The sequence below is a fragment of the Microbispora sp. H10949 genome, assembly GCF_014161435.1.
GTDB classification, from domain to species: Bacteria; Actinomycetota; Actinomycetes; order Streptosporangiales; family Streptosporangiaceae; genus Microbispora; species Microbispora triticiradicis.
Window position 1 is genome coordinate 91,203 of record NZ_JABBWZ010000010.1, and the last position, 17,507, is coordinate 108,709.

Sequence of the window (17,507 nt, forward strand, 5' to 3'; positions counted from 1 at the left end):
CGAGGCCGTTCACCGCGGTGAGGCGGGACGCCGGGGCGAGACCAGGCCGGACTCGTAGGCGAAGACGACGAGCTGGGCGCGGTCGCGCGCGCCCAGCTTGGTCATCGCCCTGCTCACGTGGGTCTTCGCGGTGAAGGGGCTGATCACCATGTGGGCGGCGATCTCCTCGTTGGTGAGGCCGCGGGCGACCAGGGCGACGACCTCCCGCTCCCGGTTGGTGAGCGCGTCCAGGGTGGCCGCCGGCGCGGCGTCCGGCGGGCGGGAGACGTACTCGCTGATCAGCGTCCGGGTGACGGCGGGGGAGAGCAGGGCGTCGCCCCGCGCGGCGACCCTGAGGGCCTGGAGAAGCTCCACCGGATCGGTGTCCTTGAGCAGGAACCCGCTCGCGCCCGCCCGCAGCGCGTCGAAGACGTACCGGTCGAGGCCGTAGTTCGTGAGAATCACCACCCGGGTGGGGGCCAGCCGGGGATCGGCGGCGATCCGCCGGGTCGTCTCGATGCCGTCCATCACGGGCATCTGGATGTCGACGAGGGCGACGTCGGGCACATGCCGCTCGGCCAGGGCCAGGCCCTGGGCGCCGTCGCCCGCCTCGCCGACCACCTCCACGCCGTCCTCGGCGTCGAGCAGCGCCCGGAAGCCCGCCCGGATGAGCGCCTGGTCGTCCACCAGCAGCACCCTGATCACGCCACTCCCTCCCGCAGGGGAAGCTCGGCGTGGACGCGGAAGCCGCCCCCCGCTCCCGGGCCGGCCTGGATGTGCCCGCCGAGCGCGGACACCCGCTCGCGCATGCCGGTGAGTCCCACCCCCGGCTCATGCGCCGCGTCCGCGGCGCCGGTCCCGCCCCGGCCGTCGTCCTCGACGCGTACGACGAGGGCGTCCGGCTGGTAACCGACGTGTACTGAGGCCGACGCGGGCCCCGCGTGCCGGGCGACGTTGGTGAGCGCCTCCTGCACGATCCGGTAGGCGGCGAGATCCACCTCCGGCGGCAGGCGGCGGGGCGTGCCGGTGACCGCCAGCGTGGCGGGCACGCCCGCCGACCGGGCCCGCTCGACCAGCTCGCCGATCCGTCCGGCGCGGTCCTCCTCGCCGCCGTCCTCCTCGCCGGGCTCGCGCAGCACCTCCAGCGTCGCGCGCAGCTCCCGCATGGCGTCCGCGCTCGCGTCCTGGATCGCCAGCAGCGCGGCCGGCACCTCCTCGCCCCGCTTGCGCGCAAGGTGGACGGCCACGCCCGCCTGCACCTTGATGATCGAGATGCTGTGGGTGAGCGAGTCGTGCAGCTCCCTGGCGATGCGCAGCCGCTCCTCGCCCGCCCGGCGCAGCGCGACCTCCTCGCGCGTGCGCTCCGCCTCGGCGGCCCGCTGCTCGGCCTGGCGCAGGTACGCCCGGCGCTGCCGCGACACGATGCCCGCCACGTTGGCGGCGACGAACCAGCCGACCAGCAGACCGGTCCGGTCCAGGACCTCGCGCGGGGTCCGCGTGCCGAGGTCGGCCAGCTCCGCCAGCAGGGCGCCGCCGAGGTAGACCACGCTCGCCGACAGCGCCCACACACGCCGCCCGGCACTCGCCGCCGAGTAGACGGTGATCAGGACGGGCAACGTGGGCGCGGTCTCCGGATGCACCACCTGGGCGTAGCCGAACATGCAGGCCGTCGCGACGGCCATCGCCGCGACCGGCGCGGCCCGCCGCGCGGTCACGGCGGCGCACCCGCCCACCAGGAGCAGATAACCGATCACCCCCACCCGCGCCGGGCTGTTCGGGGCGCCGGGGATCAGGGTGCCGGCCACGAGCAGCACCGCCAGGACGGCCGCCGCCGCCCCGTCCTCGGCGTACGGCCGCAGGCCGCGATCACGCTCCATGTCCCGAAGCGTAAACCGCGTCCGGTTCGTCCGCCTCCTCCCGGCGGACCCTTCGGGCGCTACTCCCGCTGGAGTATGCCGGGCCGCGTTCACTTGCCGGGGGAGCGGCCCGCGGACTCTCCCGCCGTACGACGACTGGGAGGGCCGTGACCGGCAGGATCGGCGCCGGACAGTTCAATCCCAGGGAGGCCGATATGCCGACGCCGTACCGCTATGTGACCCCCGTGCCCGTGGAGGCGGCCACCGGGCGGGTGGCGGAGGTCTACCACCAGATCGCCCGCGACTTCGGTATGACCCGGATGCCGCTCTTCCTGACGTTGTCGCCGGCGCCGGACGTGCTGGCCGCCACCTGGGCGCTGCTGCGCGAGTCGCTGCTCGTGGGCGAGGCGCCCAGGGCGGCCAAGGAGGTCGTCGCCGCCGGGGTGTCGCTGGCCAACGAATGTCCGTTCTGCGTGGACGCGCACACCATGCTCCTGCACGCGACCGGCGAGCACCGGCTGGCCGAGACGCTCGCGCGAGGCGAACGGCCGCCGGATCCGGAGCACGCGCGGCTGTTCGACTGGGCCACCGGCACGACCGGCGGCGGGCGCACGCCGCCGTGCCCTCCGGAGCAGGCCGCCGAGCACATCGGCACCGCGCTCGCGTTCCACTTCATCAACCGCATGGTGTCGTCCCTGCTCACCGCCGACCTCCTGCCGGCCGGTCTGCAGCGGTCCCGGCTGGTGCGCCGCCTGGGCGGCGGAGCCCTGTCCAGAGCGGTGCGCCGGAGGCTGCCGCGCGGGGAGGCGCTGCCCCTGCTGCGCGGGCTGCCGGCGTACCGGGATCCCGGCTGGGCCGCGGGCGCCCCGATGGGCGCCGCGTTCGCCGCACTGCTGGCCTGCGCGGGAGAAGGGGCCGCCCTGCTGGACGACGAGGCGGTGGAGGCGGTCCTGGAGGCCGTCGCCGTCTGGGACGGCGGGCATCCTCCGCTGTCGGGGTGGCCGGCCGGGCCGCTCGCGGACGTCGCCCCCGCGCGGCGCCCGGCCGCCCGGCTCGCGCTGCTCGCCGCCCTCGCGCCGTACCGGGTGACCGACGCGGACGTCGCCGCGTGGCGGGAGGCCGGGCGCGGCCGGTCCGACGCCGACCTCGTACGGCTGCTGGCGTTCGGGGCGATCTCCGCCGTCGAGCGGGTCGAGGCGGGGGTCGCCGCCAGGGCCTAGACCCGGCCTAGACCTCCAGTTCGCCCGACCAGATGGTCACGGCGTGGCCGGCGAGTTCGACGCGGTCACCCTGCGGGGTCGTGCGCACGGTGGTGCGCACGGTCCCGCCGCGCTCCGACACCTGCTCGCCGACGAGCGCGTCCCGGCCCAGCCTGGCCGACCAGTACGGCGCGAGCACGCAGTGGGCCGAGCCGGTGACGGGGTCCTCCGGCACGCCCGCCCGCGGGGCGAAGAACCGTGACACGTAGTCGGCGGAGGTGCCCTCGCCGGAGGCCGTCACGATGACGCCGCGGGCCTCCACCCCGATCAGTCGCTCCATGTCCGGGTGCACGGCCCGCACGTCAGCGACGGACCCGACCTCGACCAGGAGGTCGAACTCGCTGCGCCCGGTCCACACCGGAGTGACGCCGAGGGCCTCGACGAGGCCGTCCGGCGGCGGGCCGGGCGTGGCCGGCTTCGCCGGGAAGTCCATCGCGATCAGGCCGTCACCGGTCTGCTCGGTGGCGAGCACCCCGCTCCTCGTGGCGAACTCCAGTCGCCCGGACTCGCCCAGGGAGTAAAGGACGTGTGCGGCCGCCAGGGTCGCGTGCCCGCACAGCGCGACCTCGACGGCCGGGGTGAACCAGCGCAGCGAGCGCGGCCCGTCGTCCTGCGGCAGCACGAAGGCCGTCTCCGAGTGGCGCATCTCGGCGGCGACGGCCTGCATCCACTCGTCCGGCACGGTGTCGTCGAGGAGGCAGACCGCCGCCGGGTTGCCCCGGAACGGCCGGTCGGTGAAGGAGTCAACGGTGAAGACGCGCATGCCGGCTGATTCTACGGTCGCCCCGCGCGGTCAGGCGGTCAGGTGGGGTGGCCGAGGGCGGCGAGGGTCTCCCGGGCGACCTGAAGCTCCTCCCGCGGCCGTACGACGAGGACCGGCACCCGGGCGCCCTCCGGGCTGACGACGCCGTCCCGGTCCACGGCGCCGACGGCGGGAGGCGCCACGCCGAGCGGCGACAACCTCCGGCACACCGCCTCACGCACCTCGGGCTGGTCCCAGCCGATCTCGCCGGTGAACACGAGCGCGTCGAGCCGGTCCAGGGCGGCGGTCGAGGCGGCGATCTCGCGGCTCACCCGGTGGGCGAACACGTCGAGCGCCAGCGCGGCGGCCGGAGCGCCCGACGCGACGAGGTCGCGGGTGTCCCCGGACAGGCCGTCGGAGAGCCCGAGCAGCCCGGACGAGTGCTCCAGCCCGTCGCGCAGCTCCTCCAGCGTGAGCCGCGATCCGGACAGCAGCCACAGGAGCATGCCGGGATCGACGCTGCCCGACCGCTTGCTCATCGGCACCCCCTCCAGGGGCGTGAACCCCATGGAGGTGTCCACGCTCCGCCCGGCCCGTACGGCGGAGACCGAGCATCCGCCGCCGAGATGCGTGACGACGAGCCGCATGTCCTCGCGCCCGAGCAGCTCCGCCGCCCGCCGGGTCGCCCAGGCGTACGACAGCCCGTGGAAGCCGTACCGGCGCAGGCCCCAGCGGCGCCGCCACTCGGCGGGCAGCGCGTAGGTGGCCGCGGCCTCGGGCAGCTCCGCGTGGAAGGCGGTGTCGGGGCAGAGCACGTGGGGCACGGACGGCAGCACCCGCCGGGCCGCCTCGGCCAGGGCGAGCGCGGGCGGCACGTGCAGCGGCGCGAGGTCGGCGTAGCCGCGCACCGCCTCCACCACCGCGTCGTCGGCGATCGTGGGCGCGCGCACGGCCTCCCCGCCGTGCACGAGCCGATGACCGACCGCGGTGACCTCCGCACCCGTGCCGGACAGGGCGCCGGACAGGAAGTCCGACAGCGTACGCTCCGCGGCGGCGGGGTCGGGACTCTGTTCGCTGTGCTCGCCGCGCAGCACCCGGCCCTCCCGCACGAGGTGCAGCTGGAGGCTGGAGGAGCCGGCGTTGACCGTGAGCACGACCGGTGTCATGGCGATCCGTCTCCCCGGCGTCCCGCCCCGCAAACACGTCAGGCCGGCCGGCAGGTGACCGTGGGCCAGGTCCGGTTTCCGTTGTGCCTGATCGACACGCCCCACGTGTCGCCGTGACCGTCGGGCCGGGCCGTCATGACGCTCCGGGCGGAGTTCACGGTGGTGGCGGCGTTCCAGGCCGAGATGAACCTCTCCGGGTAGGGCAGGGTCATGGTCACGATCCAGTCGTCCGAACCTGTGACGGTGACGACGAGGTCGTACCGGTCGAACCACTTCGGACCCGCCTTGAGGGCCGCGGTGCAACTCCCGGCGGGCGGCGTGGGGCTCGGGCTCACCGGCGGGGTGGGGCTCGGCGAGGGGTCGGTGCCGGCGGCGTTGAGGGCGTCCAGCACGGCGGTGTACGCGGGCTTCTTGCCGCCGTTGCCGTCGAAGAGCAGCGGGGTGTCCATGCTCCGCCAGGAGTCGGGGTCGCGGACGCCCCACACGGTGATGCCGTTGCACCGCGGCACCGCCAGGCAGTCGTTCACCACGTTGGCGTACGTCGTGGCCGGGGCGCCCTGGATGTCCAGCTCGGTGATCTGGACGTCGACGCCGAGCGCGGCGAAGTTCCGCAGCGTGGTGCGGAAGTCGGCGCTGTACGGGGTGAGGCTGTTGAAGTGGGCCTGGAAGCCGACGCAGTCGATGGGCACGCCGCGGGACGTGAAGTCCTTGACCATGTTGTAGACGCCCTGCGTCTTGGCCCAGGACCAGTTCTCGATGTTGTAGTCGTTGTAGCAGAGCTTGGCGGCCGGGTCGGCGGCCCGCGCGGTGCGGAACGCCACCTCGATCCAGTCGTCGCCGGTCCGCTGCCAGTTGGAGTCGCGCCGCCCGCCGGTGCTGTCGGAGAAGGCCTCGTTGACCACGTCCCAGGCGTAGATCTTGCCCTTGTAGTGGGCCATCACGCCGTTGATGTGGTCGATCATCGCCTGGCGGAGCGCGCTGCCGGTGAGGCTCTGCAACCACGAGGGCTCCGCGGCGTGCCAGACCAGGGTGTGGCCGCGGACCCGCTTGCCGTTCTGCACGGCCCAGTCGAAGATCCGGTCGGCGGCGGTGAAGACGAACTGGCCCTGCCGGGGCTCGGTGGCGTCGAGCTTCATCTCGTTCTCGGGCGTCACCATGTCGAACTCGCGGCCGGCGATCGTGGTGTAGGCCGAATCGCCGAGCTTGCTCGCACTGATCGCGGTGCCGAAGTAACGCCCGCTGCGGGCGGCCGCCGTGCCCAGGGTCGTGCCGGGGGGCGGAGCCGTGCTGGGGCTCGCGACGGGCGCCGAACCGGCGGCGTTCGCGCCGGTCGTCCCCACGACCGCGATACCCAAGGAGAGCGCCGCGACCACGCCCGCGACGAGCGCGCGGCGCACGCCGGGGGCCGCTGATGGTGCCAGGACACTGGGACGTTTCACGGTGGTACGTCCTTCCTCTGGGATCCTGAGCCATGACCAGGTGCGGCGACGCCGCGAGCCGAAGGCCGAATGTTTCGGATTTTTATCGAAATATTGCGATTGGACAAGCCGTGGACCGCGTCGGGTCATTTGTAACTGTCATGTAGGATTTAGCCAGTCACGTACTGGAATGTGAAGGCGTAACCGTGAACTTCAACAGTCACACCGACGCCGTGGTGGTCATCGCCGTCGGTCTGGTGAACGCGCTGACGGCGGGCGAGGCGCGGGGGCGTCCGTACGAGCCGCCCGCGGACGGGGCGCGGGCCGAGGTCGTCGCCGAGATCCTCGACGCCGGCCGCGGCGGGGCAGTCAAGATCGGCGAGGCGGAGGCCGGTGCGCTGGCGGAGACCGCGCGGGCGCTGCGCGGCGTGTTCGAGGCGGTGTCGCGCGGGGACGTCGACACGGCGGCGCTCACGGTCAACCGCCTGCTGGCCGAGACCGACGCCCGGCCGCACCTCGACCGGCACGACGGCGAGCCCTGGCACCTGCACTTCCACGGCGCGGGCGGCACTCTCGCGGGCAACTACGCGGCCGGCTGCGCGACGGGCCTCGCCGTCGTGCTGGGCAGCGAGCTGCACGACCGGCTGGGCGTGTGCACCGCGCCGCACTGCGACCGGGTGTACGTGGACACCTCCCGCAACGGCACCCGCCGCTTCTGCTCGACCGCCTGCCAGAACCGGGTCAAGACCGCCGCCTTCCGCGCCCGGGGCGCCTGACGCCCTGGTGACGGGCCCGAGTGACAGCGCCGAGTGACAGGCGAGTGACAGGTCCGATCGCCGCCGGATCCGCCCGCCGCCCTTCCGGCAGGCTCGACGCCATGAACGAGACGAACGACATCAACGACATGCGCGGCAGGGCGGCCCTGGTCACCGGGGGTGGCCGGGGCATCGGCGCGGCGGTCGTGCTGAAGCTGGCCGAGCGCGGCGCCGACGTGGCGCTGACCTATGAGCAGGACGAGGACAGCGCGGCGCGGGTGGCCGAGAAGGTCAGGGGGATGGGCCGGCGGGCGCTGGCCATCAGGGCCGACGGCGGCGACGCGGCGGCGGCCGGAGCGGCGGTGGACGAGGCCGCCGCGGCGTTCGGCAGGCTCGACGTCCTCGTCAACAACGCGGCGGTCTTCCCCGTCGCGCCGATCGAGGACCTCGGGCCGGAGGAGGTCGACCGTACGCTCGCGGTCAACGTGCGGGGGCCGTTCCTGGCCGCGCGGGCGGCGGCGGGCCACATGACCGAGGGCGGCCGTATCGTCAGCATCGGGAGCAACGTCGCCGAGCGGACACCCTTCCCCGGGTTCGCCCTGTACGCGCTGAGCAAGACGGCGCTGATCGGGATGACCAAGGGGCTCGCGCGCGACCTCGGGCCGCGGGGCATCACGGTCAACCTCGTCAACCCTGGCCCGACCGACACCGCCCTGAACCCGGCGGACGGCCCGATGGCGGACACGATCCGGGGCCTGACGGCCCTCGGCCGCTACGCGGCGCCGGCGGAGATCGCCGAGATGGTCGCCCACCTCGCGGGCGACGGCGGCCGGTACGTCACCGGCGCGACGATCGACGTCGACGGCGGCTGGACCGTCTGACGGACCTCGCGAGCGGTGTCCGGACGGCCTCAGGCCTCGGCGGGCTCGACGTCGGCGACCACGCAGGAGATGTTGTCGGGGCCGCCGCCCTCGTTGGCCAGTTCGATCAGCCGGTCGACCGCCTCACGGGGGTCGGCGACCGTGCTGAGGACGTTGTGCAGCGCCTCCGCTTCGAGGACGGCGGTCAGGCCGTCGGAGCACAGCAGGTAACGGTCGCCCGGATACGCCTCCCGCAGCGACAGGTCGGGCTCGGCCAGGCCGCTCGTCTCCAGCGCCCGCAGCAGCAGGGACCGCCGGGGGTGACGGGCGGCCTGGTCAGGGCTCATCCGGCCGTCGTCCACCAGCGACTGCACCAGGGTGTGGTCCCGCGTGATCTGGTAGAGGGCGCCGTCCCGCAGCATGTACGCCCGGGAGTCGCCGACGTGGGCCAGGGCGAACCTCCCCTCGCCGTCCCACAGCATGGCCGTGACGGTCGTGCCCATCCGTTCGAGCGTGGGGTCCTGCGCGGCGAGATCGCCCAGGCGCTGCCCGGCCTCGCGCACGGCGTCCGCCAGGGCGGCGACCGGGTCGCCGGGGGCGGGATCGTCCTCCAGGCGGGCCAGTTCGGAGATGACGGCGGCGCTGGCGACCTCACCGTGTCCGTGACCGCCCATTCCGTCGGCGATGGCGAGCAGGCGCTCGCCCGCGTGCACCGAGTCCTCGTTCTTGGCACGCGAGCGTCCCACGTCCGACCCCGCGGCATACCGAATGCGGCTGTGCGTCATGGTTTTGAGTAAACCATTGGTTGAGTCACTTCACAAGCATGGTGCTAGGCTCATGTTCATGGATCACGAGGCCCCGGCGGACGCCGGCGTCGAAGCGACCGTGAACGCGGGTGACATCGCCCGGCTGGCCGACGTGGGCAGGGCCGCGGTCAGCAACTGGCGACGCCGGTACGACGACTTCCCCCAGCCCGTCGGCGGAACCGCGTCCAGCCCGCTCTTCTCGCTGCCCGAGGTCGAGGCGTGGCTGCGCAGGAACGGCAAGTCGTTCGAGGTGTCCCAGGGCGACCGCGTCTGGCAGCGGCTGCGCGCCTCGGCCGACGACCTGCGGCTGGGCGAGGTGATCCGCGAGGCGGGCGCCTTCCTGCTCTACGTCCAGCGCGACCCCGGCGGCTGGAAGCGGCTCGCCAGGTCCGCCGACCTCGCCGTACAGCTCCCGCGTGCCGTGGCCGAGGCGACCGGCGACCTGTTCCCGGGGGACGCGTCGAGTGTGGAACCGGGGCTGCTCCGCCTGGTCGCGGCCATGGCCGAGCGGCACGGCGCGGCCGCGACGTTCGAGTTCCTGTGCGAGCGGTACGCCGAGGCGCACAGCCGCAGGCTCGCCCTGACCCGGCCCGACGTGGCCGCCCTCATGACCCGGCTGGCCTGCGCGGAGGCGCGGACCGTGCTCGACCCCGCCTGCGGCATGGGAACGCTCCTGCTCGGCGCCGCCGAGATCATGACCGGCCCGGCAGGGGAGGCGGACGGCGTACGGCTCCTCGGCCAGGACGTCTACGAGACGGCGGCGGCGCTGGCCGCGCTGCGGCTGCTGCTGCGCGGGCGGGACGCGCGGATCGTGCCCGGGGACGCGCTGCGCCACGACGCCTTCCCGCCGGAGCGGCCGGTCGACGCGGTCGTGTGCGACCCGCCGTTCAACGAGCGGGCCTGGGGACACGAGGACCTCGTCGGCGACCCCCGCTGGCAGCACGGCATGCCGCCGCGGGGCGAGTCGGAGCTGGCCTGGGTGCAGCACTGCCTCGCCCACGTGCGGCCCGGCGGGCTGGTGGCGATCCTGATGCCGGCCGCCGCGGCGAGCCGCCGCCCGGGCCGGCGGATCCGCGCGAACCTGCTGCGGGCGGGTGCGCTGCGCGCCGTCTTCACGCTGGCCGCCGGAGGGCCCGACCTGTGGCTGCTGCGCAGGCCGGAGCCGGGCGAGCGGGGGCCCGCCACGATCGTCGTGGGCGACGCGGGCGACGACCCGGAGTCCGTCGAGCGGTGCTGGCGGGCCCACCTCGCCGAGACCGAACCGCCGCGCGGCGGCCGCGTCGTCCGGATCATCGACATCCTCGACGACGAGGTGGACGTGAGCCCGGCGCGGCACCTGTCTCCGCGCGTCGACACCCGGGGTTTCCCCGCCGCGCGGGACCGCTTCCGGGAGGTGTCGGCGGCCCTGGCCGACGGCCTGCCGGACCTGGAGGTGCTCACCGGGGGTGGGGCGGGCTGGGACGTCTCCTGGTCGACCGTGGCGGAGATGGCCAGGTCCGGGCTGGTCACCATCCGGCATTCGCCGCTGAGAGCCCTCCCGGACGGCGACGCCCCCGAGGACGGCGAGGACGGCGTGCCCGTGCTGACGGCCGACGACCTGGCGGCCGGGGCGACGGGGGCCGCTGGGGTGACGGGGGCCGCGCCGGCGCGGCGGATTCCCCTCGCCCCCGGCCTGGTCGCCGTACGGCCGGGGGACGTCGTGGCGTCCGCGCTGACCGCGCGTGTGGTCACGGCGGACGGTGCGGTGCTCGGCCCGTACCTCAGCCTGTTCCGGGTCGATCCCGGCAAGGTGGACCCCGAGTTCCTCGCCGGGTTCCTGCGGTACGCGGCGGGCGGGGGCCGTCCGCACCCCGGCAGCGGCCGGGTGGAGGCCCGCCGGGCCCGGGTCCCTCAGCTTCCCCTGACCGTCCAGCGGGAGTACGGCGCGGCCTTCCGGCGGCTGCTCGCGCTGGAGGACGGCCTGCGGGAGGTGGCCGCCGCCGGGGAGGCGCTCGCCCGCCTCGGCGTCGAAGGGCTGGTCGGCGGACGTCTTCGCCCGCGCGGGTAACGGTGTAGCTTTTTCCCCGAAAGGTCGACGGGAGGGGCGCATGGTCATCGGCGACCGGTATGAGCTGGACGACCTTCCCCTGGGCCAGGGAGGAATGGGCGCCGTGTACGGCGGCCACGACCGGCGGCTCGACCGCAAGGTGGCGGTGAAGTTCCTGCGCCTGCCCGACGGCCCCGACGAGGAGCTGCAGCGCCGGTTCATCCGCGAGGCGCGCATCCTGGCGAAGCTCGACCATCCCGGGGCGCCCGTCCTGTACGACTTCGGCACCTACGAGCAGCGGCTCTTCCAGGTCATGCAGTTCATCGAGGGCGTGACCGTGGCCGACCTGCTGAGCGAGCACGGCCCGCTGCCGGTGCCCTGGGCGGCGGCCGTCGCCGCCCAGGCCTGCGCCGTGCTGACCGCCGCGCACAAGCTGTCGATCTGCCACCGGGACCTCAAGCCGACCAACCTCATGCTCTGCCCGGACGGCAGCGTGAAACTGCTCGACTTCGGGCTCGCGATGCTCCGCGAGCCGGACCGCGCGGGGGTGGCGGCCCAGTTCACCCGGATCGGGCAGATCCTCGGCACCCCGGCGTACATGTCGCCCGAGCAGATCCAGCGCGGGGTGGCCGGGCCGAAGAGCGACCTGTACTCCCTCGGCTGCGTGCTGCACGAGATGCTGACGGGCAACCAGCTGTTCACCGGGCCCACCGAGTACGCCGTGTTCGACAAGCAGGTGAAGGAGCGGCCGCCCCGCGTGCCGGGGGTCCCCGCCGCGCTCGACCACCTGATCGCCGAACTGCTGGAGAAGGACCCGGACCGGCGCCCGTCCGACGCGTACACCCTGTTCGAGCGGCTGCAGCCGTTCGCGGTGGACCTGCCCCCGCTGCCCGGCTTCCTCAACCCGTCGTCGGTGCCCAGCCCGGGGCGCATGTACGCCCAGATGATCGGCCGCGTCCGCTGACGCGCCGAGAGCCGCTCAGGCCCGCCAGGCGGTGAGCACCTCGTCGACGCGGGAGCGGATCCGTTCGCGGGCGGCCATCCGCGGCACCCCCGACATGAGCAGCACGTCGTAGTCGGTGTCCAGGTGACGCACGCTCGCGACCACGGCGAGCGTGACGGCGCCCTCGTCCAGCGCGCGGGCGGCGGCGGTGCGGCCGACCCGCCCGCTGCCGCGTACGGCGGCGTGCCCGGCGATGGCCTCGGCCCGCCCGGCGGGACAGCCGGGGAACAGCCGGCGGATCTCCGCGGCCATCCGGTCCCGGAACCCGGCGTCCTCGTCCGCCCGGCGCTCGCGGTCGCGCTCCCGGCGGCGCAGCCGCACCTCCTCGTCGGCCAGGCACTGCTCCTCGGCCCGCGCCAGCGCCTCCTCCTCCACGAGGACGCCGAGCCGCTCGTACCTCTTGCGCCGCCGGTTGAAGCGGACCACGACGGCCGACAGCCCGCTCTCCTTCTTGGCGCGGCGGCTCAGCGCGGCGTTCCCCGCGGGCAGCAGGCACAGATGGTCCATGTCGGCGCACGTCAGGCAGTGCGGCGCAGCGTCCTCCATGATCAGGTACGGCCCGCTCTCCGCGCAGCCGGCGCAGGTCCACGCCTCCGACGGTGCGACGACCACGAGGTCGGGGGCCCGGCCCTGCCGGTCCTCGATCTGCCGCCGCCGGGCCTCGCTCAGGTCGGGCGACAGCCAGTGGATCCGGAAGGCGCGCTCCGTCTCCTCGCCGCCCACGGCGGTGAAGCGCAGGGGCCGCCGGTCGCGGGTCCCGGCCGTGTACGCCGCCTCGCTCTCCAGGAGGTTCCGCGACCGGGCCCACTCCCGCAGATGCGACAGGGCCTCCTCCATCCGGTCCGCGTCCACGGCGGCCAGCCGTTCCAGGCTGTCCACGCGGCCCTGCCGCCAGGTCTGCACATGGCGGTCGTGCAGCCAGCGCAGGCCGGTGAGGACGTCGATGGGGGTCACGTATCTGCGGTTGGCCAGGGCGATCTCCGCCGCCTGGGCCACCCGTCCGCCGAGCTTGCTACGCACTCCTCCTAGATTGCCGTATGCGGGGCGTGCGGGTGCGGCGGTTCACGGCGGCGAGCAGCCCCACGGCCGCCAGGCTGGAGATCGTGGCCGACCCGCCGTACGAGACGAACGGCAGCGGCAGCCCGGCGATGGGCAGCAGGCCCATCGTCATCCCCACGTTGACGAACGTCTGGAACGCCAGCCAGCACACCACCCCGCCGGCCAGGACCGTGCCGAACGGGGAGGGGCTCCTGGCCGCGATCCACAGACCCCGCCACAGCAGGGCGAGCATCAGCAGGATCACGCAGGCGCCGCCGAGGAAGCCGAGTTCCTCGCCGGCCACCGTGAAGATGAAGTCGGTGTGCTGTTCGGGCACGAAGTGGCCGGCCGTCTGCTCGCCGTGGAACAGGCCCTTGCCGAGCAGCCCGCCCGAGCCGATCGCGATCCTCGCCTGCGTGGCGTTGTAGCCGACGCCCATCGGATCGGCGTCGGGGTCGGCCAGCACCATCAGCCGCTGGAGCTGGTAGGGCCGGATGAGGTCGAGCCGCCACACCAGCAGCACCCCGGCGGCGCCGGCCGCGGCGAACGCCGCGAACCACCTCTTGGGCGCGCCGGAGACGGCGATCATCCCGAAGGTGAGGACCAGGAAGACCAGGGCGGTGCCGTGGTCGGGCTGCAGCGCGATCAGGCCGACCGGCACCGCGGCCACTCCCAGCGCGAGCAGCACCGCCCCCGCGCCCGGCCTCCGCTCCCCGTCGCGCAGCTCGCCGAGGATCGTCGCGAGCGCGAGCAGCGTGGCCGCCTTGGCGAACTCGGACGGCTGGAACTGGAGGCCGTTCCCGAGGACGATCCAGGCGTGCGAGCCGTTGATCGTGCGGCCGAGCGGGGTCAGCACGGCCACCAGCCCGGCGAGCCCGAGCAGGTAGAGCAGCGGCACGTAGGCCCGCAGCAGCCGCAGGTCGATCCGCGAGACGGCCCACATCAGCGCGAAGCCGATGCCCACGCTGATGGCCTGCCGTTCCGGCAGCGTGGAGCCCGGCCGGCCGCGGGTGGCCGACCACACCAGCAGCAGCCCGATAGCCGACAGCGCGGCGGCGGGCAGCACCAGTCCCAGGGCGGGGAGGGTGATGCCCGCCGAGGCCCGCCGGCGGGTCGCGCGGGCCGGCGGCAGCCGTACGGACAGGGGACCCAGCGTCGTCATCGCCCACCACCCTTCTTGTGCTTCTTGGGGTGCTTCTTGTGGTGGGTGAGCGCGTCGATGCCCTCCCAGATCTCCCTGGCCGCGGGGGCCGCCGTGGTCCCGCCCGTGCCGCCCTGCGACACCACGACCACCACGACGTACCTGGGGTCCTTGGCGGGGGCGAAGGAGGCGAACCACGAGGTGTCCTGCCTGCCGTACGCCTCGGCGGTGCCGGTCTTGCCGGCCACCGGGAAGCGTTTGAGCGGGAACCCCGCGAACGCGGCGGCGGCGGTTCCCTCGCGCGGCACGCCGGCCAGCGAGTCGCGGATGAAGCGCAACGTCTTGCGGGAGACGTCGATCCTGCCCACGACGGGCGGGGCGATGGTGCGGACCACCGTCCCGTCGGGACGCTCGATCCGCTTGCCGATCCTCGGGCTGAAGACCGTGCCGCCGTTGGCGAGCGCGGCGTAGCCCCGGGCGAGCTGGAGCGGCGTCACCAGCACGTCGCCCTGGCCGATGGAGAAGTTGGCCGCGTCGCCGGCCCACCAGACCCCGCCGGAGCGGCAGTTGTCGGCCGCGAGCGCCTTGAGGTAGGCCGCCCGCCCGCGGTCGGACTCCTCCGGGTAGCCGCTCTTGGCGCGGCGGCAGGCGTCTGCCCGGGTCCGCTCCCAGTTGGCCTTCTTCCAGGCCCGGTCGGGCACCCTTCCGGCCGCCTCGTGCGGCAGGTCGATCCCGGTGGGCGTGCCGAACCCGAACTCCTTCGCCATCTTCTGCATCGGGTCCTTGGGTCGCTTCACGGGCGTCAGCCCGCCGTCGCGCTTCCACATCCGCTCCGCGAAGCGGTAGAAGATCGTGTCGCAGGAGACCACCAGGGCCCGCCGCATGTCCATCCGGCCCAGTTCGGCGCTCTCGAAGTTGTGGAACACCCGGCCACCGATCTTGTAGCCGCCCGGGCAGTCGTAGGAGTCCCGCAGCCCGTAGCCCGCCTTCGCCGCCGCGGCCGTCGAGGTGACCTTCCACGTCGACCCCGGGGCCCACTGCCCCTGCACGGCGGCGCTGATCAGCGGCAGGTCCTCGTAGGCGCGCTGGGAGATGCCGCCGGTCCACACGCCGGGGTCGTAGCTGGGATAGTCGGCGATCGCCGTCACCCGCCCGGTCCTCGCCTCCAGCACGACCGCCGCGCCGCTGTCGGCGGGCTCGCCGCGCCGGCGCGCGCCGGTCACCGCCCGGGCCAGCGCCCGCTCGGCGACCTCCTGGACGCGCGCGTCGATGCTGGTCACCAGCGTCTCGCCGGGTACGGCGGCCTCCTCGCGGATCAGGCCGGTGACCTTGCCGGTGCTGTCCACCGCCACCTCCCTGATCCCGGTCCGGCCGGCCAGGTCGCGGTCGTACCGCGCTTCGAGGCCGTCGCGGCCGATCAGCTCCGGACCCCCTTCGGGGTCGTCGGGGGAGGGTGGCTGCAGGTAGCCGAGGACGTGCGCCGCGGCCGGGCCGAGCGGATAGGTCCGGACCGGCCGCAGCGCCGTGCTGACGCCGGGGAACTCGTTCTGCCGCTCCGCGATCCACAGCGCCGTGCGCACGCTGACGTCGTCGGCGACGACGATCGGCTGGTACGGCGAGCCGGGCCAGCACGGCCGCGGCACGTCCCTGCCGCACAGCCGGGCCCGGTCGGCGAGCTCCTGGTACGGCCGGCCCAGGGCCCGCGCCAGCCTGGTCAGCACGTCCGTCCCGCCGTCGGGCTGGTGGAGGAGGGCCATGTAGTCCACCGACACCTGCGGCCGGGTCTCGTTGGCCACGAGCGGCCGGCCGCGCACGTCGAGGATCTGCCCGCGCACGGGCGGCAGGACCACCGAGCGCACCCGCGACTCCGTCGCGGCCCTCGAATACGACGAGCCGGTGACGACCTGCAGGTACCACAGGCGGCCGAGCAGGGTCAGCATGAGCGTGGTGACCACGACGAACACCACCGTGAGGCGTCCACGATAGGCGCTGCCGCGGACGTAGCCGGGGGCGCCGCTACGCACGCCGTCCCCCGCGCGGGTACAGGGGGCGGGAGGCCGGCACCCGTCCGAAGGACCGGCGCCGGGGAAGGAGGGCGAGCCCGGCCGTCACGAGTGCGGCGCCGCCGGTGGTCCAGGCGATCGCGCCGGGGGCGAGCGCGGCGGCCCAGGGGGCCCCGTCCAGCAGGGCCGCGAGCACGCCCTCGGCGAGTGACGCGCCGAGGGCCACGAGGGCGGCGCCCGCGACACGGCGCGCGGCCCCGTCGTCGGCGGGGATCCGCATGGCCGCCCAGCCGGCCAGGCACAGCACCAGCGCGAGCCGTCCGATGGTGTGGTCGGCGGGCGGGGCGACGTCGGCGGCCAGGCCCGCGGCGAACCCCAGGAGCGCCCCGGCCCCGGTGCCCGGCCCCGCGCCCGCGACAGCCCTGGCCCGCAGCAGCGGCACGAGTGCGATGACGCAGATCAGCACGATGTCGGGCACTCCCCCGGGAAGTGCCCACCCGTTGACCACGGTGACCTGGAGAACCGGCGCGGCGAGGACGAGGAGCACGGAGAGGATGACCGCCCTCATCGCGCCCCCTCCGCGTGCCCGGATGTGTCCTTCTTCTTCGCTTTCTTCTTTTTCTTCGACTTCTTGGACTTATTGGTCTTCTCGGACTTCTCGGACTTCTTCTCGGGCTCCTTCGTGGAAGTGTCCGTGACGGCCGGGGCGTCCGGCAGCGGCCCGAGGACCACCGTGACGTTCTCCAGCGCGGTGAACCGTGCGAAGGGGCGCACGAGCGCGGTCCTGGTCAGGGCGTCCGCCGCCGGCTCGACCGTGACGACGGTGCCGATCGGCACGTCCGGCACGAACGGCCGCAGGTCGCGCGAGCCCAGCGTCACCACCCGGTCACCCGGTTTCACGTCGGCCGAAGGATTGAGCAGGCCCAGCCGCAGCAGGCCGTGCTCGGGGACGCCGGTCACCAGGCCGACCTCCCGCGAGCCCTCCAGGCGGGCGCCGACGGAGGCGCCGGAGGCGGTGGCGAGCTGCACCGTCGCCGTCCCCGGGCCGGTCCGCAGGACCCGGCCGACCAGCCCGTCAGCGTCGAAGACCGTCATGTCGGGGGTCACCCCGGCCTCGGCACCGGCGTCGATCGTGACGGTGCCGTCCCGGCCGAAGCCGACGGCGTGGGCCGAGACGACCTGATAGCCGTTCCCCTCGGCCGGGGGCGGGGTGGCCCGGCGGGCGGCGAGCAGTTCGGCGCGCAGCCGGGCGTTCTCCCGTTCGAGGTCCTCCAGGCGGCCCGCGCCCGACGCCCAGCGGACGCCGGAGGACGCCGCGTCCTCCAGCCCGCCGTAGACGGCCGACCCGAACGCCCGCAGGGGGTCCAGCGGGATCACCGTGTCCGCCGCGATCAGCGCGACGGCGGCGAGCGCCAGCAGCACGGGCACCCTGCGACCGGGGCGACCTGGGTGACC

The 17,507-nt window shown here is 74.5% G+C and carries 16 protein-coding genes; 5 read left to right on the forward strand and 11 right to left on the reverse strand.

Features of this window, described 5'->3' with window-relative positions:
* Nucleotides 1-9 precede the first annotated feature (9 nt).
* Nucleotides 10-684: a response regulator gene (locus HHX40_RS25545; RefSeq protein WP_117408792.1), complete on the reverse strand. Its 675-nt coding sequence runs from the start codon at nt 682-684 to the stop codon at nt 10-12.
* Nucleotides 681-1,856 carry a sensor histidine kinase gene (locus HHX40_RS25550; RefSeq protein WP_182882645.1) on the reverse strand — a complete coding sequence of 392 codons (1,176 nt, stop codon included), beginning with the start codon at nt 1,854-1,856 and terminating at the stop codon, nt 681-683. The genes HHX40_RS25545 and HHX40_RS25550 overlap by 4 nt, the downstream gene beginning before the upstream one ends.
* A 146-nt stretch (nt 1,857-2,002) precedes the next feature.
* On the opposite strand from HHX40_RS25550, the gene HHX40_RS25555 reads away from it, so the two are divergent.
* Nucleotides 2,003-3,055 carry a carboxymuconolactone decarboxylase family protein gene (locus HHX40_RS25555; RefSeq protein WP_310738272.1) on the forward strand — a complete coding sequence of 351 codons (1,053 nt, stop codon included), beginning with the start codon at nt 2,003-2,005 and terminating at the stop codon, nt 3,053-3,055.
* A 7-nt stretch (nt 3,056-3,062) separates the two neighbouring features.
* Here HHX40_RS25555 and HHX40_RS25560 read toward each other — a convergent pair whose 3' ends face one another.
* The 3 genes from HHX40_RS25560 to HHX40_RS25570 are packed head-to-tail and all read right to left on the reverse strand — an operon-like array spanning nt 3,063 to nt 6,441.
* Complete coding sequence (locus HHX40_RS25560; RefSeq protein WP_182882646.1) at nt 3,063-3,857, reverse strand: PhzF family phenazine biosynthesis protein; 795 nt, start codon at nt 3,855-3,857, stop codon at nt 3,063-3,065.
* A 38-nt stretch (nt 3,858-3,895) separates the two neighbouring features.
* Entirely contained in the window at nt 3,896-5,002 is a 1,107-nt protein-coding gene (locus HHX40_RS25565; RefSeq protein WP_182882647.1) for an acetate/propionate family kinase, read from the reverse strand.
* Nucleotides 5,003-5,040: 38 nt separating this feature from the next.
* Entirely contained in the window at nt 5,041-6,441 is a 1,401-nt protein-coding gene (locus HHX40_RS25570) for an endo-1,4-beta-xylanase (RefSeq protein WP_310738273.1), read from the reverse strand.
* Between the two features lie 185 nt (nt 6,442-6,626).
* Between HHX40_RS25570 and HHX40_RS25575 the strand changes: the two genes are divergently transcribed.
* Together HHX40_RS25575 and HHX40_RS25580 are read left to right on the forward strand one after the other, a co-directional pair.
* Nucleotides 6,627-7,196 (forward strand): CGNR zinc finger domain-containing protein, encoded by a 570-nt coding sequence (locus HHX40_RS25575; protein ID WP_182877680.1) that lies wholly within the window; start codon nt 6,627-6,629, stop codon nt 7,194-7,196.
* A gap of 101 nt (nt 7,197-7,297) precedes the next feature.
* Nucleotides 7,298-8,056 carry an SDR family NAD(P)-dependent oxidoreductase gene (locus HHX40_RS25580; RefSeq protein WP_182882649.1) on the forward strand — a complete coding sequence of 253 codons (759 nt, stop codon included), beginning with the start codon at nt 7,298-7,300 and terminating at the stop codon, nt 8,054-8,056.
* A 29-nt stretch (nt 8,057-8,085) separates the two neighbouring features.
* Here the strand turns inward: HHX40_RS25580 and HHX40_RS25585 are convergent, their stop codons facing one another.
* Nucleotides 8,086-8,781: a PP2C family protein-serine/threonine phosphatase gene (locus tag HHX40_RS25585; protein ID WP_244302242.1), complete on the reverse strand. Its 696-nt coding sequence runs from the start codon at nt 8,779-8,781 to the stop codon at nt 8,086-8,088.
* A gap of 97 nt (nt 8,782-8,878) precedes the next feature.
* On the opposite strand from HHX40_RS25585, the gene HHX40_RS25590 reads away from it, so the two are divergent.
* On the forward strand, nt 8,879-10,888 hold the full coding sequence (locus HHX40_RS25590; protein WP_182882650.1) for an N-6 DNA methylase: 2,010 nt from the start codon (nt 8,879-8,881) through the stop codon (nt 10,886-10,888).
* Between the two features lie 40 nt (nt 10,889-10,928).
* Nucleotides 10,929-11,831, forward strand: coding sequence for a serine/threonine-protein kinase (locus HHX40_RS25595; protein WP_117408784.1), 903 nt, complete (start codon nt 10,929-10,931; stop codon nt 11,829-11,831).
* 15 nt (nt 11,832-11,846) lie between these two features.
* Here HHX40_RS25595 and HHX40_RS25600 read toward each other — a convergent pair whose 3' ends face one another.
* The 5 genes from HHX40_RS25600 to mreC are packed head-to-tail and all read right to left on the reverse strand — an operon-like array spanning nt 11,847 to nt 17,480.
* Nucleotides 11,847-12,890, reverse strand: coding sequence for a DUF2293 domain-containing protein (locus tag HHX40_RS25600; protein WP_310738274.1), 1,044 nt, complete (start codon nt 12,888-12,890; stop codon nt 11,847-11,849).
* Nucleotides 12,883-14,070: a rod shape-determining protein RodA gene (rodA, locus tag HHX40_RS25605; protein WP_182882651.1), complete on the reverse strand. Its 1,188-nt coding sequence runs from the start codon at nt 14,068-14,070 to the stop codon at nt 12,883-12,885. Before rodA ends, HHX40_RS25600 begins: the two co-directional genes overlap by 8 nt.
* Nucleotides 14,067-16,073 carry a penicillin-binding protein 2 gene (mrdA, locus tag HHX40_RS25610; protein WP_310738275.1) on the reverse strand — a complete coding sequence of 669 codons (2,007 nt, stop codon included), beginning with the start codon at nt 16,071-16,073 and terminating at the stop codon, nt 14,067-14,069. Before mrdA ends, rodA begins: the two co-directional genes overlap by 4 nt.
* Complete coding sequence (locus HHX40_RS25615) at nt 16,066-16,620, reverse strand: hypothetical protein (RefSeq protein ID WP_182882652.1); 555 nt, start codon at nt 16,618-16,620, stop codon at nt 16,066-16,068. Before HHX40_RS25615 ends, mrdA begins: the two co-directional genes overlap by 8 nt.
* Nucleotides 16,617-17,480: a rod shape-determining protein MreC gene (mreC, locus tag HHX40_RS25620; RefSeq protein ID WP_182882653.1), complete on the reverse strand. Its 864-nt coding sequence runs from the start codon at nt 17,478-17,480 to the stop codon at nt 16,617-16,619. Before mreC ends, HHX40_RS25615 begins: the two co-directional genes overlap by 4 nt.
* Between the last annotated feature and the right edge of the window lie 27 nt (nt 17,481-17,507).

Excerpts from the sequence above, each read along its gene's own strand:
- HHX40_RS25550 (WP_182882645.1), bottom strand. The coding sequence starts at position 1,856 with ATGGAGCGTGATCGCGGCCTGCGGCCGTACGCCGAGGACGGGGCGGCG.
- HHX40_RS25560 (WP_182882646.1), bottom strand. The coding sequence starts at position 3,857 with ATGCGCGTCTTCACCGTTGACTCCTTCACCGACCGGCCGTTCCGGGGC.
- HHX40_RS25565 (WP_182882647.1), bottom strand. The coding sequence starts at position 5,002 with ATGACACCGGTCGTGCTCACGGTCAACGCCGGCTCCTCCAGCCTCCAG.
- HHX40_RS25580 (WP_182882649.1), top strand. The coding sequence starts at position 7,298 with ATGAACGAGACGAACGACATCAACGACATGCGCGGCAGGGCGGCCCTG.
- HHX40_RS25590 (WP_182882650.1), top strand. The coding sequence starts at position 8,879 with ATGGATCACGAGGCCCCGGCGGACGCCGGCGTCGAAGCGACCGTGAAC.
- HHX40_RS25595 (WP_117408784.1), top strand. The coding sequence starts at position 10,929 with ATGGTCATCGGCGACCGGTATGAGCTGGACGACCTTCCCCTGGGCCAG.
- rodA (WP_182882651.1), bottom strand. The coding sequence starts at position 14,070 with ATGACGACGCTGGGTCCCCTGTCCGTACGGCTGCCGCCGGCCCGCGCG.
- HHX40_RS25615 (WP_182882652.1), bottom strand. The coding sequence starts at position 16,620 with ATGAGGGCGGTCATCCTCTCCGTGCTCCTCGTCCTCGCCGCGCCGGTT.